This is a genomic window from Rhodococcoides sp. S146-33, assembly GCF_059489205.1.
Genome location: NZ_JCAJWY010000009.1, coordinates 53,654 through 67,126, shown reverse-complemented (window position 1 = coordinate 67,126; position 13,473 = coordinate 53,654). Strand labels below are relative to the sequence as shown.

Below are 13,473 nucleotides of genomic sequence, written 5' to 3'. Positions count from 1 at the left end.
CTACGCCCTGGCGGTCGACACCGAGCGCTACTAACGCCGGAGTCGGCCGCCGTCGTCGACGGCCGTGCGCCACCACCGATCGTCCGGGCCCACGGGAGTAGTGCGCTTGTGTCGGGTCCTCTCGTACCACTGTTCGATGGTGCTCGCCGCGGCGTCTTCGACGGGGCCGCCCTGCAGATAGGCGTCGATCTGCGCGTACGTGACCCCGAGGGCTTGCTCGTCGGGAAGTGCAGGGCGGTCGTCCTCGAGATCGGCCGTAGGTATCTTGCGCCACGTCGATTCCGGCGCATTCAGATGCCGAAGAAGCTGCGCTCCTTGACTTTTCGTGAGGCCACTCAGCGGAGTGACATCAGCACCGCCGTCGCCGAACTTGGTGAAGAATCCCGTTACCGCCTCGGCGGCGTGATCGGTACCGACCACCAGCAGATTTTCCTGGCCGGCGATCGTGTACTGAGCGATCATGCGTTCACGCGCCTTGATATTGCCCCGCACGAAGTCGGCAATACGCTCCACATCCAACGCAGACGCCGCGGCCCGAGCCGAAGCGTCGACGGCATCTCTGATGTCGACGGTCACCATCCGATCGGGCTCGATGAAATCGAGCGCGATTTTCGCATCGTCTTCGTCCTTCTGCGTTCCGTAAGGAAGCCGCACCGCCACGAAAGAGGCGTGCATACCGAGTTCGGCGGCCTCCCGAACAGCGAGTTGTGCAAGCTTCCCCGCGAGGGTGCTGTCCTGGCCTCCGCTGATACCCAGCACGAACCCCGACGTTCCACTCACCCGCAGGTAATCGGCGAGAAATGCGACCCTCCTACGGATTTCGTCGCCTGAATCGATGGACGGCCGGACGCCCAGCTCGTGCTGAATATGCTCGCGGACAATGGAATCGGTACTCATCTTGCTCCGATCTCTCAACGATGGATGACGTTGCGCACCGATGCGACTATGCGTGCGCCCGCTTCCTGACATGCCGCAACAGAGTGTCGAGGGAGAAGGCCAGAGTCTGGGCCAGAATTTCCTCCGGTTCGCCCTCGAACTGCTTACGATCTGCCGTGACCTCACCGCGGTCGTACACGGCGGCCCACACCGTTCCCGGGGGCTGGTCTTCCTGGCTCTGCGGCCCGGCCTCACCGGTGACCGCAACGGTGAGATGCGCCCCGATCAGTGATGCTGTCGACCGCGCCATCGCCGACGCGGCCTGCTCACTGACGACCGGCCCCTCGGGCACATTCAGCAAACCGTGTTTCACACTCTCGTGGTAGGCAACGATGCCGCCGCGATACCAGTTCCCCGAGGAAGGTGCCTTGCCGAGCATCGCTGCAAGGTTGCCCGCGGTCAGAGATTCGGCCGTACCGATGGCAATGCCGTACGTTTCGGCCAACTCGGCGATCTTTCCGCAGACGGAAGAAACGTCCGACTCGGTCGGTAGCCGTTGTTCTGAATCGATGTCCATCACATACTCCGCACATCACTGGTCGAAGATGTTCGCCGGATGTCTTCAGCGAGAAGCTCTTGCGGTCGCGGAACCGGAGGCTGCAGGGGTTTCAACCTCCGGCCCCTGACTCGACCGCAATGCCCGAGCACTTACGTTCGAGCTGAGTCGTGATTTCCACGAACCGATGCGATTCAAACAACGCAATCTGCGAACCCGTTGTTGCACAACCAGTTCTACTTACCGGGAATCGAATCGATCGTTGTCCGCCAACTTGGCCCATGCCGCCACGAAATCGTCGACGAACTTGCCGCCGTTGTCTGATTGCGCGTACACCTCGGACAGCGCTCGCAGCTGCGAGTGTGAACCGAACACCAGATCGATCGGTGTGGCAGTCCACCTCTGTTCACCGGAGCCGCGGGCAGAGCCGATGTAGATGTCGTCCTCGCCCCTCGTCCATTCCGTGTCGGAATCGAGCAGCTGGACGAAGAAGTCGTTGCTGAGCACTCCGGGGCGGTCGGTGAAGACGCCGTGGGTCGACCCACCATGATTGGCCCCCAGCACGCGCAACCCTCCCGTCAGAACCGTCATCTCGGGCGCGGTCAGATTCAACATGTAGGCGCGATCGAGGAACAGCACCTGCTGCGGAGTGGTCTCTCCGTCCGCAACGTAATTGCGGAACCCATCGGCTCTCGGTTCGAGGACACCGAAGGATTCGACGTCGGTCTGCTCCTGGCTCGCGTCGGTCCGACCGGGCCGGAACGGTACGGTGACATCGAAACCTGCGTCTCGCGCCGCCTTTTCGACTGCCGCGTTTCCGGCCAACACGATCGTGTCGGCCAACGAGACCCTCTTGCCGTTCGACGCCGAGTTCTCGAAGTCCAGCCTGATTCCGTCGAGGACCGGAATCACCTCCTCGAGCTCCGTGGGTTCGTTTGCCTCCCAACTCCTCTGCGGCTCGAGTCGCACTCGCGCTCCGTTGGCACCACCGCGGAAGTCGGTGACTCGGAAGCTGCTCATGGACGACCATGCAACACCGATGAGCTGTCGAACCGTGAGGCCCGACTCCAGGATCGCAGATTTCAATGCGGTGGCATCGGCGTCGTCGATCGGTTCGCCCTCCTGCGGTGGCACCGGGTCCTGCCACAGCTGTGGTTCCGGAACCCACGGTCCGAGATAGCGAGAGACCGGCCCCATGTCGCGGTGCAGCAACTTGTACCACGCCTTGGCGAATGCGTGGGAGAGTTCCTCGGGATGCTCGAGCCAACGCCGAGTGATCTTTTCGTACGCCGGGTCGGCACGCATCGAAATGTCGGTGACGAGCATCGTCGGAGCACGTCCCGGACCGCCGAACGGATCTGGGATGGTGCCCGCACCCGCCCCGTCCTTCGCGGTGAACTGCCATGCCCCGGCCGGACTCTTGGTGAGCTCCCACTCGTATCCGTAGAGGTTCTTCAGGTAACCGTTACCCCACTGGGTGGGAGTCTCGGTCCAGACGACCTCGAGGCCGCTGGTGATCTGATCCTCGGCTATGCCCTTGCCGTAGCCGTTCTTCCAACCCAGGCCCTGTTGCTCGATGGGAGCGCCCTCGGGTTCGGGCCCGATCTTGTCGGCCGGACCGGCCCCGTGTGTTTTGCCGAAGCTGTGTCCGCCGACGATGAGGGCCGCGGTTTCCTCGTCGTTCATCGCCATTCTCGCGAAGGTCTCGCGGATGTCGTGCGCGGCAGCCACCGGATCCGGTTCTCCCTCGGGTCCCTCGGGATTGACGTAGATCAAACCCATCGTGGTGGCACCGAGAGGCTTGGCCAGCTCCCGCTCACCGGAGTAGCGCTTGTCGGTGCCCAACCATTCATCCTCCGGGCCCCAGAACACCTCCTCCGGTTCCCAGATGTCCTCGCGTCCGAAGCCGAATCCGAATGTCTCGAACCCCATCGACTCGAGCGCTGTGTTACCGGCGAACACCAGTAGGTCGGCCCACGAGATCTTGTTCCCGTACTTCTGTTTGACCGGCCACAGCAGTCGGCGCGCCTTGTCGAGATTGGCGTTGTCCGGCCAACTGTTCAGTGGCGCAAAGCGTTGCGCGCCTTGCCCTCCACCTCCGCGTCCGTCGAATGTGCGGTACGTTCCCGCCGCGTGCCAGCTCATACGGATGAACAGGCCACCGTAGTGGCCGTAGTCGGCCGGCCACCAGTCCTTCGAGGTCGTCATCACCGAGATCACGTCCGCTTTGAGCTCGTCCACGTCGAGCGTCGCGAATTCCGCTGCATAGTCGAAACTCTGGCCGAACGGGTTCGATTTGGAGGTGTGTGCGTGCAGAATGGACAGGTCGATTTGATCCGGCCACCAGTCCTTGTTGGTGATCGGAGCATGCGCCTTCGGTTTCGGCGATTCGATGACCGGATTTTCGCTTTCACTGGTGCTGGCGGTCCGGGTGTCGGAGTGGGGTGGGCGGGCGTCGGAAGTCACGAGCGGTCCTTTCCGATGGACGACGTCTTATGGGCATGATTGCGGGCTGCAATCGTCTGTGTCGGTGCGCAATCGGGGCAAATTCCCCAATACGTCACCTCGGCTTCGTCGAGAGCGAAGCCGTGATCGTGGGCGGGTTGCAAACACGGAGGCTTGCCGGTCGCGCAGTCCGCGTCGACGATGACACCGCACGTGCGACACACTATGTGGTGATGGTTGTCGCCGACCCTGGTCTCGTAGCGGGCCGAATGACCCCCGAGACGAATGCGTCGTAGCAATCCTGAGGTCGTCAATGCATCGAGCACGTCGTACACGGCCTGCTTGGAGACCGCAGGCAAAGTGTCGCGCGCCGAACGCAGTATGCTTTCGGCATCGGAATGAGGTTGTGCTGCAACTATATCCAATACGAGAACTCGCGGACGAGTGACTCTCAGACCCGCGTCACGAATTATGCCGGCGGAATTGCTTGCAACGACGTTCACGATGACCACCCAAGGTTGGTTCGTCGATCATTTTTGGAATGAGTCAGCCTGGAACAGGTCGGTTGTTCACGACGTGGCACGCGTCGGCACCGTTTCGATCATGAAGGCCGACCGACACGCTGGAGGCTGCTTCTGTTCGCGGCGCGGGCTCGACCGCTGCTAGTCGAATTTACCCCACTTCGGGGTGCCAGTCAGGACAAAATGTGTGCATTCACTCGACCTGCGTCACCCGACGAGAAGTTTGCCGGACAAGCCGAGGTAAGCCAGCATGAGCAGTAGGCGGCCCGCACCCTGCCGGATCGGTCAAACGTCTGGGCGCAGTCGGCGATCTGCGACGATCTGCTTGGCGGCGGATAGGCGAGTGTCCGCATCGTGACCGGCCAGCGCGTCGAGTATTTTCACCGCGTCCTCGTACGAACATCCACGTGATTGGGCAATGATTCCCAAGGCGAAGTCGACTGTCGCGCGGTCTTCGAGAGCCGAGCGAAGCACCTCTGCCTGTCGACTTGCAGCAAGGCTGTCGCTGTAATCACCCATCCCGAGGTCCAGGCGCTCGAGCAACGAGAGCAACACCGGCGAGGTTGCCGATACGACCACAGGCGTACCGGAGTCGGTGTACAAATTCAGCGATCCGACGGTCTCGCGATGCCGATGGAGCGGAGCAGCAAACACCCGAGAAATCCCACATTTCTTCGACACCTCGGCAAGACCGGGCCAGCGTGCGATCATCTCGGGAAGATCGATGTCGACGAAACTGTCGCTCCCGGCCGCCAGCAGGCACGGCCCGACGCCCAGCTCGTATTGGCTTCGATCGAAAATTTCGACCCGCTCGTCCGTCGGTCCTACAGTCAACGGCGTTGCGGTGTCGAGGACGACGGTGATGCCTGCATGGTCCGCCCCGTCGATGTGCTCGACAGCGAGTTCGGCCACCCGCGTCATCAGTTCGACGAGGTGGTCGGCATCGATAACCGACAGGTTCAGCCGAGAATCGATGAGGTCTGCCAACGCCGGATCGGTCGATCGCAGCGAGGCCCCGGCGTTCCGGTCACCGCGTTCGCCGGCCCCGTTGTTCCCCTGTTCTCTGTCGACCATCGATGTGCCGCCCAACGTCGTGTTACCAAGGGGCCGGCCGAATCGTAGCGATCCGTGAAGACCGAAGATGAGCGAGAACGCCGTGCTGTGGCAGCTGTGAGATCGGACCTAACTCACGCGCGTGCCCCAGTGACGCTGACCTTACGCGCATTCGGCGTCTGCGGTGTCACTCGTACAGCCGAGAGCGGAGCCGATACGCTGAACGCAACCAGCGTTTCGGTGTACACCGCGTGCACTCGAACGTGTCGAGTAGAAGGAATACACGACGATGACCCCGCTCTCTTCGGCGACAACCGCCACTGGCCGCGCGCGGTGAACCCCGACGAGGCGGGCGGACACGATCGCGAGGGCAACCGCGACCCGACCGCGGTCTCCCCGCAGCTCATGCTGACCCGTACGTGTGACGCCATTGCCGAGGGTGCCCGGGTGGACGGTCTAGCGGTTGCATTGATGTCTGCAAGTGGTGCCCGCGAACTCGTGTATGCGAGTAGCGCACTGGCGCAGTATCTCGACGACATCCAATTCACGAGTGGTGTCGGTCCGTGTCTGGATGCGTTCACATCCGAGCGACCGGTGCTGTGCCCCTCCCTGGACGAACCCGCAGTTCGGGAGCGGTGGCTCGGTTTCACCGAAGACGCCATCGAGGCCGGTGCGGCAGGCGTTTTCGCCTTTCCTCTCTCCAGCGGCAACACAGTGTTCGGGTCTCTGGAGCTGTATCGGACTCGAACCGGGGAACTCACCGGACCCGAATACGAGGCCACCGTCGGCGGGGCCGCCACGATCGTCCAGGTGTTGTTGACGTACTTCGCGGCGTCCGAAAAAGCGGCAAGCGAGAACGACGTCGCCGTCCGCGCACAGAACTCCGTCTTCGATTCGGAGTTTTCGCGGCCTCAGGTCAATCACGCAGCGGGCATGGTGTCGGTTCAATTGGACGTGAACATCGACGACGCGATGGCGACCATGCGTTCTCGCGCGTATCTGGAACATCGTTCTCTCGCCGACATAGCCGAGGATGTCGTGGCGCGTCGGTTGGTATTCGAGACGACCGATTTCGATGCTCGACGCGACGACGGCGGTGGACCTGGATGAGACCGAGCTCGAGCCACCCGACTACCCCGTCCGACTGTAGGTTCCGTTCGCAGACCAGGAGGCACTCATGATCGACGACAATGTCTTCGCGCCAGTCACGACACATCTGGCTACCGTCAGCCGAATGCTCACGAACATCGACGATTTCCGCACGATCTGCGCCACGGCCAGCGAGCAGGCGCGGATCATCGCAGCCGGAGTGTGCGCCGGTGTGGTCCTCGATGCCGAGTCGAACCGACGTGCTGTGGTCGCAACTGCTCCGGACACCGATCCTTTGCTGCCCGATCCGATATTCGTGGCAATCGGTTCGGCGGGAATCGATCACAACGCGGTGGTTGTCGTCGACGACACCGCGCACCCACCCGCTCGATGGAACGAGCTGGCCTCGGCGGCAGCCGAACACGGCGTGGGAGGTCTGCGCGCATACCCGATTCGGTACGGCTCGACAGCAGTCGGCGCTCTCGTCGTCGGCACCACGCATTCGTGGATCACCAAGCCTGAGGGACCGCAGCCGGTAGCTCGCCGCGATCCGATGGCTGTGCAGATTCTGGCCGATTTGATCGCCGGTGCAATTCGCCTGTCGGCGGACGGTGCGGCGGGCGAACGCTGGGCCGAGTCCATCCGATTGCGGGCGGAAAGCACGGCCGAGGTCGAGCAAGCTGCAGGTGTTCTCGCCCAACGACACGCCCTGACGATCCCTGCGGCTGTCGACGTGCTCGACGGCCTCGTACGGCGAACTCGATTGCCGGTCTCGGACATCGCAGGCAAGATATTGGCCGGCTCCACGCTCGATGCCATCGTCACGGGAATCGTCGATCGTTGATTCGGGTGGGCCACACAACGACTTCGATGGCGGCACTCTTCGGCCAGGTGCTGTCGGCGCGCCCGGATTACGGGACTGCGCGCGTCTTCATACCGGATGTCAACAGACCGCGCGCGACCATCGCCACGGCCAGGCCCAGGTGTAGCCAGTTGTCCGCTTCGTTGACCGGAACGAAGTTTGCACTGCTGTCGTGGTCGATGAAGGAATGAAGCCCAGCACGCCGACCAGAAGAAAAACAACTCCTGTCAGCAGTGCCGCCCACCGGATCGGTGGATGTTTTTGTCGTGCACTTGTTGCCATGTCGATCCTCCCGTCGTCGTTTGTGATGCCGCGAAAGTCGTTTCGGTTCTGCCAGTTTCAGGACGCAGTGTGCGACACTGCTGCGCTCCAGTCGGAGGTGGTGCACCGAGCCGCAACAGCCGCCACCGCAACAGGATCCCCGGTACGGGCGAACACCTCACGTTGACGTTGAGCTCCATTGCCCAGGAGCTGCAGACGTTCGAGGCAGGTTTCGACGTACCGGGTGTCACCGGCAGCCGTGAGCGCAGGCTTGATGCACCGCACGAGAGAGCGCAGCAGACTCAGCGCAGGCACCAACTTCCCCGTGAAGGGGTCCACTCCATCCCCGGCCACTCCATGGACACGAGCTCGGTGGTACGCCGCGGTCAGGTGCCGATCTTCGATGAACGGGGCCTGCTCACCATTCTCGATCGACCGCACCGCAGTCATGACCAGTCCGCGGACCAGCGCTGCGGACAGGGCGACTTCGTCGGCAACGGCCGGGACGTCGCCGACTCTCACCTCGATCGTCGGTTGGTGGATGCTGGGGCGAACATCCCAGTACAAAGACGCTTCGTCGAGTATCACCCCGGTGTGGATCATGAAGGCGACCAGGTCATCGTAGTGATCCGCCGAGTGCAGGTACGGCGGAGGACCGGCACTGGGCCATCTACCCACACCGTCGATCGCCACGTCGCGTGCCCGGTATCGGCACCGTCGATTATCGGACTGTTGGACGTCATCGCCAAGAGAGCGGGTAGCCACGGCCGGACGAAGTTGCACACCTCCACGGCCATCGCTTTGTTCGGCACTTCGACGTGGATGTGGCCACCACAGGTGGCGACGCTGTCGGCCAGCGCGCCATAGGTTCTGGCGAGTCGTTGATAGCGAACGCCTTCCGAAATCGGAACTGGACCCGGGTCTGCGTGTGGCACCGGTGACACGCCGGAGGCCAGTAGGCGGATGTTGTGCGAGAGGGTAATCGCGGACAGGACCGTACGGGTGGATACCACGTGTTCGCGAAGATCTCGAAGATGCTGTAGCGGCGGCGAATTGGTCTCCAGTTGCACTTCGGTGAGTTCGGAGACGGCCTCTATCCCCATACGCCGCGCGTGTGCAATGACCGCAGCATTGGCCGCCGTGGGTTGCATCGTGTGGGCATCGATGAGGAAGTACTCTTCCTCCACTCCCACTGTGGGCAGTGCGTAACTTGTCATGGTCGTCTTTCGTCTCGGTCCCCAGGATTGTCACGGTGAAGGCGACAGCCCCGCGGCCCTGTGCGGCTTCAGGCATGCGCGAATCGCTTCTGCGACTGTTTCGAAGCACTCGATGGATTCGGGGAATCCGCCCTGCCGAAGTTGGTGCCGAATCTCGGGGGAACACGCCACCATCGCGGAACACCGATGCTCGGACAATCGAGACGCTGCAGCCGACAGGATCCTTACAACGGCAGGATGAACGATGTCGACGTCCAGTAGATCGACGACCAGGGAACGACCACACACGATGGCTTCCGAAACACACTCACCCAGAACAGGAACCGCTGATCCGTCTACTTTCCCGATAATTCGTATGACGACGGGTCCCCCGACCGGCTCGTCCACAGACATGGCGAATGCACTGTCTTCGAGATTGGTGGGGCCACAGAACGACAATCTGATCGATTCTGTGTCGCTGTGAACAGAACGCAAAAATACCATTGCGCACCTCCATTGCCATTCGACCGGAGGCTTGCACCGTTCCACAGAACGCGGTCTGCAGTTCTCGCAGTCGATGTGTTGACCACGGGGCTACTCTTCAACCGCGCAAAGTCAGCATATACCGATCAGATCGGATCGAAACATGTTACAGCACTGCGTTTATTCACGTCGACGGTGCAACGTTCCGGGAGGTCGGATCGACGCCGACAAACCCGACACTTCCCCCGGTTCGACGCCGCACTCAGCCACGCGGGTCGATCGACACGAGCTGGTGGGCTTGGGAGGTCGCATGCTGTCGTCACTCGCTCCCGCGCGGCCGATACCCCCGTCGCGGGCGAATCGTACGCCAGAGGTTTCGCATCGGCGTCGGAGGCAATAGGCTGGGATCGTCGATGCACGGAAGCAAGTCCGGTCGTGGGCCGGCGGGCAGCTGGTGTAGTAGCTCGGAAGTCCCGCCGTCCCGACCGACTGTCACCGTAAGCGTCGACCAGCACGCTGACTCCAGGATCGGGTCGGCATATCCCTCGCTCAACCGCGACCGGGGTATGCGCCCGGTTCGGGCCGTGTGGAACCCGACAGGGGCCGAAGAGTCATGCACGTTGCGCTCGTTTCCGAACACGTGAGTCCGATGATCGAGTCGGTGGATATCGAATCCGAGCAGTCGTCTGTCCAGCTGGATCGGTTGGCATCGTCGCTGATCCGTGCGGGTAGTCGAGTCGATGTCTACACGAGAAAGCAGAGCCCGAGCCTGGCCGACGACATTCTCGCGCCCGGCGGCTACCGGGTGATCAATGTGGCCGCGGGGCCTGCGGTCCCCATGACAGAAGCTCAGACGTTGCCCCACACCAGCGCATTCGCATCCTCGCTGCGCGACTGCCTGACACGAGACAAGCCCGATGTCGCACATGCACGTTCGTGGGTTTCAGGCCTGGCCACTGCGCTTGCCGCGGGTGCAGTGCAGGTACCGACGGTGGTGTCGTTTCACAGCCTGGCCGAAGTTGGGCACCCCAAATCCCCGCTCACCGAAAGCGATTCGACCGTTCCTCGAGCATCCATGGAAAGAAAGATTGCTCGATCGGCCGATCGTCTCATCGCATCGTCTCCCGACGAGGCGGACAGGTTGACTCGAATGGGAGTGCCCAGGGCAAAAGTGTCCATCGTCCCCACCGGCGTGGATCTCGACGACTTCGACCCGTCGGGACCTACAGCGCCGCGCAGCACAGCGTCGTGTCGTGTGGCCATGGTGGGTTCCGACGTCGACTTCACCACGGTGGTCCAGCTGCTCGGCAAATTGGAAGACACCGAACTGGTTTTGCTCGGCGGCGAACGCCCGGACACCAGCGGCGTCGCGCGGCTACGAGAAGTGGCCGCCGAGCATGGTATGTCCGGCCGCACGATCTTCACGGGTCCGGTTCGACATCGACACATGTCGACATTGCTGAGGTCGGCCGACATGTTCGTCTGTCTGTCTCCGAGCGAATCGGCAGGCATCATGACACTCGAGGCCATGGCCTGTGGCTTGCCCGTGGTCGCCTACGGGATTGGCTACGCGGGCGATCTGGTCGTCGACGGTATCACCGGCCGGTCGGTCGATCCGCCCGAGACGAGGCATCTGGCACGAGCACTCGAACTACTCGTGCACAACGAGTCTCAGCGATTTTCACTGGGTGTCTCGGGTTCGGATCGCGCGCAGTCGCGCTTCTCTTGGGACCGGATAGCCGAAGACACCCTGCGCATCTACGACGCCACAGCAGCCGCGTATTCACGTCGTCATCCCGAGCCGTCGATGCCGTCGGCTCGCCGGTATGCCGTCTGAGTTGCGCGTCCTGTCACGTGCCCACGGTGCCGCCGTTCGTGTTCGCCACGATGTTGCGAACCGACAGCTACAGCCCTCGACGACGAAACTCGTTGAGGACCCGTCGGCGCAGGTCTTCGAGCCCGGCGGCATCTGCGTCCGTTCGATTTTCCCGGCGGGCGGACCTCAGTTGGTCCTCTGTATCGAGAAGTGCCGCATCGAGTTCGGCGACGCTGAGGCCACGCAGGTTCGATCCGGAGATCACTGCGGGAGTCACCTCGAGATCCACACGCGACGACGTGCTACCGATGCGATACGAGTAGCGAGCATGGGGCTCACTCCGAGTGGAGCGAGTTCCGATTCCTGACGACGCTCGAGTATCGAGAGAACTGTGCGGTAGAACGTTCGACCCGGCATGCCGAAGCGTGCTTGAATCTCGGTTTCCGGTCCGCCGCCGGAATTGACCCAGCGAATGGCGTAATCGATCATCGCGCGGTCGTCACATTCGGTGCCGTCACCGGTCTGCACGCCGTAGGGCGACGCTGGTTGGTCGGAGGTGGTGGACACTACGCATCATCCTTCGATGTTCCTCGGGCCGGCTTCTCGAGCAGACAAGGTCTGTCGGCGATCCTGCGAGCACGGCGATGGCCGTCTACATACGCGGGTTTTGTCGATAGCTCTGTGCTGACAGCGAATTCGGCGAGCCGCGTACGAGTGGAGGGGCTGGCGCGGGCTCGACCAGAATGCCGTCGATCATACTCCATTCGCGTCGACACGATAAGTGGTTCCGAACCGCCGAACATCCCTCGATGCACTCGAATCCGCAACTATTCTTGGTCGATGGCGAGCGACCAAGAAGACGATCAGATTGAGTGGAACGGCCGGGTGCGCAACGAAACTCCGACTCAGCAACTGGATCGCAACTGGGCGGCTCTGCTGCAGGAGCTTCGCGTCGTGCAGACCGGCGTGCAACTGCTGACCGGCTTTCTGCTGACGTTGCCGTTTCAGGCTCGGTTCGACGGCCTGTCCACAACAGGTCACGTGGTGTATTTGGTGACCGTGTCGGCATCGATACTTGCGACCGTTCTGCTCGTGGCCCCGGTGAGTATGCATCGGCTGCTGTTTCGTAGGCGTGCCATCGACGTCGTGGTGCGGGTAGGTAACAGTCTGGCGATCGCCGGCCTGTTCATGCTGGGAACAACCTTGGTCGGCTCGGCGGCACTGACCTTCGAGATCGTTCTGGGGATCGGAGCTGCGGCACCTGCGGCGCTGGTCGTCGGTCTCTTCGCACTCGGCTTCTGGTTCGTACTCCCACGCGTATATCGCAGCCGCTGACGAGAAAGAATTCGCTGGGGCGTGCCCCCGGTGCCGAACAACAGACAATACAGACGGGCGAATCGGCGTTAGGCTCTATCAGTGTTCGGGCCGCGGATGCTGCAGTGCGCATGCTTGGCCGGGCGCACGTAGCACTGACGAAGTTGAGAGGCCGACAATGACATCGAACGCGCCGAAGCGCCCGAAGACAGATCGTTCGGGTACCGACAGCATCGAGTTACCACCGGCCTCGTCGGTCACCCGAGTCACGAGCTACACCCGCGCTCTGGAGAACATCTCCCGCTTGCTTCTCTCCGGCCACGACTCGGGAGCATTGATGCAGGCAGTCTGCCGAGAAGTGTCACTGGCGGTGCCGGACGCAGACATGGTCGGCATCACGGTTCTGCAAGACGGAGCCGACCATCCTACGACCGCAGCATCGAGTGATCCCCGCGTCAACGACGTCGACGACGATCAGTATCGAGCCGATGAGGGCCCCTGCCTCGAGGCCGCGCGAACGGGCCAGATGGTTCGGGTGCGTGTCGACGACGTCGCCGAGCGGTGGCCACGATTCGCCGCGAACGTGGCCGGCCTCGGTGTACGCAGCTACCTCTCGGCCCCGATGTCGATCGACGACCGCCACCTCGGAGCGCTCAATATCTACAGCCGGAACACGCATGGATTCGGGGACATCGATGAAGTTCTGGTGGAGCTGTTCGCCACTGCAATCGAGGCATCGGTGCGCATCACCCGCCGCGCAGAGACGGCGGAGACCGAGCTGGACGGCCTTATCACTGCGATGAAAACTCGTGCCGATATCGATCAGGCCAAGGGGATCATCATGGCCGTGCGAGGAGTGTCGGCCGACGAGGCATTCTCCATCCTGTCCGAGCGGTCACAGAACACGAACGTCAAGATCAGCACGCTGGCAGCCGAGATGATTCGGTCCATCAGCGGCGATTCCACCTCGTCCACCCAGGTCTGACGGGCGGCATCGACCG

Annotated in this window: 13 protein-coding genes and 3 pseudogenes; 5 read left to right on the top strand and 11 right to left on the bottom strand. The window is 62.4% G+C overall.

Going from position 1 to position 13,473, the window contains the following annotated elements:
* Nucleotides 1-30: 30 nt before the first annotated feature.
* From nadE to AC5WEY_RS24240, 5 genes are all read right to left on the bottom strand, one after another.
* Nucleotides 31-897, bottom strand: a complete 867-nt coding sequence (gene nadE, locus AC5WEY_RS24260; protein ID WP_495647863.1) for an NAD(+) synthase — start codon at nt 895-897, stop codon at nt 31-33.
* Between the two features lie 46 nt (nt 898-943).
* Nucleotides 944-1,453 carry a CinA family protein gene (locus AC5WEY_RS24255; protein ID WP_495647862.1) on the bottom strand — a complete coding sequence of 170 codons (510 nt, stop codon included), beginning with the start codon at nt 1,451-1,453 and terminating at the stop codon, nt 944-946.
* 219 nt (nt 1,454-1,672) lie between these two features.
* Entirely contained in the window at nt 1,673-3,898 is a 2,226-nt protein-coding gene (gene katG / locus AC5WEY_RS24250; protein WP_495647861.1) for a catalase/peroxidase HPI, read from the bottom strand.
* Nucleotides 3,895-4,383, bottom strand: coding sequence for a Fur family transcriptional regulator (locus AC5WEY_RS24245; protein ID WP_495647890.1), 489 nt, complete (start codon nt 4,381-4,383; stop codon nt 3,895-3,897). The genes katG and AC5WEY_RS24245 overlap by 4 nt, the downstream gene beginning before the upstream one ends.
* Nucleotides 4,384-4,683: 300 nt before the next feature.
* Nucleotides 4,684-5,472: an ANTAR domain-containing protein gene (locus AC5WEY_RS24240; protein ID WP_495647860.1), complete on the bottom strand. Its 789-nt coding sequence runs from the start codon at nt 5,470-5,472 to the stop codon at nt 4,684-4,686.
* Nucleotides 5,473-5,601: 129 nt separating this feature from the next.
* On the opposite strand from AC5WEY_RS24240, the gene AC5WEY_RS24235 reads away from it, so the two are divergent.
* A complete protein-coding gene (locus AC5WEY_RS24235) occupies nt 5,602-6,561 on the top strand; it encodes a GAF and ANTAR domain-containing protein (protein WP_495647859.1) in 960 nt (319 codons plus the stop codon).
* Nucleotides 6,562-6,628: 67 nt separating this feature from the next.
* Nucleotides 6,629-7,384 carry an ANTAR domain-containing protein gene (locus AC5WEY_RS24230; RefSeq protein WP_495647858.1) on the top strand — a complete coding sequence of 252 codons (756 nt, stop codon included), beginning with the start codon at nt 6,629-6,631 and terminating at the stop codon, nt 7,382-7,384.
* Between the two features lie 67 nt (nt 7,385-7,451).
* On the opposite strand, the pseudogene AC5WEY_RS24225 reads toward AC5WEY_RS24230, so the two are convergent.
* The 4 genes and pseudogenes from AC5WEY_RS24225 to AC5WEY_RS24210 all read right to left on the bottom strand — a co-directional run.
* Nucleotides 7,452-7,583: pseudogene (locus AC5WEY_RS24225) on the bottom strand (DUF4383 domain-containing protein); the annotation flags it as partial.
* 27 nt (nt 7,584-7,610) lie between these two features.
* Nucleotides 7,611-7,684 (bottom strand): annotated as a pseudogene (locus AC5WEY_RS24220) (hypothetical protein); the annotation flags it as partial.
* A gap of 57 nt (nt 7,685-7,741) precedes the next feature.
* Nucleotides 7,742-8,814, bottom strand: a pseudogene (locus AC5WEY_RS24215) (carboxylate-amine ligase).
* Nucleotides 8,815-8,910: 96 nt separating this feature from the next.
* Nucleotides 8,911-9,273, bottom strand: a complete 363-nt coding sequence (locus AC5WEY_RS24210) for an STAS domain-containing protein (protein WP_495647857.1) — start codon at nt 9,271-9,273, stop codon at nt 8,911-8,913.
* Between the two features lie 718 nt (nt 9,274-9,991).
* On the opposite strand from AC5WEY_RS24210, the gene AC5WEY_RS24205 reads away from it, so the two are divergent.
* The gene (locus AC5WEY_RS24205) at nt 9,992-11,179 is read left to right on the top strand and encodes a glycosyltransferase (RefSeq protein WP_495647856.1); all 1,188 of its coding nucleotides are present in this window, start codon (nt 9,992-9,994) and stop codon (nt 11,177-11,179) included.
* Nucleotides 11,180-11,246: 67 nt separating this feature from the next.
* On the opposite strand, the gene AC5WEY_RS24200 is transcribed toward AC5WEY_RS24205, so the two are convergent.
* A complete protein-coding gene (locus AC5WEY_RS24200) occupies nt 11,247-11,435 on the bottom strand; it encodes a hypothetical protein (protein WP_495647855.1) in 189 nt (62 codons plus the stop codon).
* On the bottom strand, nt 11,432-11,725 hold the full coding sequence (locus AC5WEY_RS24195) for a DUF3263 domain-containing protein (protein WP_495647854.1): 294 nt from the start codon (nt 11,723-11,725) through the stop codon (nt 11,432-11,434). Before AC5WEY_RS24195 ends, AC5WEY_RS24200 begins: the two co-directional genes overlap by 4 nt.
* Nucleotides 11,726-11,998: 273 nt before the next feature.
* Between AC5WEY_RS24195 and AC5WEY_RS24190 the strand changes: the two genes are divergently transcribed.
* Together AC5WEY_RS24190 and AC5WEY_RS24185 are read left to right on the top strand one after the other, a co-directional pair.
* On the top strand, nt 11,999-12,493 hold the full coding sequence (locus tag AC5WEY_RS24190; protein ID WP_495647853.1) for a DUF6328 family protein: 495 nt from the start codon (nt 11,999-12,001) through the stop codon (nt 12,491-12,493).
* 157 nt (nt 12,494-12,650) lie between these two features.
* Nucleotides 12,651-13,457 (top strand): GAF domain-containing protein, encoded by an 807-nt coding sequence (locus tag AC5WEY_RS24185; protein WP_495647852.1) that lies wholly within the window; start codon nt 12,651-12,653, stop codon nt 13,455-13,457.
* Nucleotides 13,458-13,473: the final 16 nt, after the last annotated feature.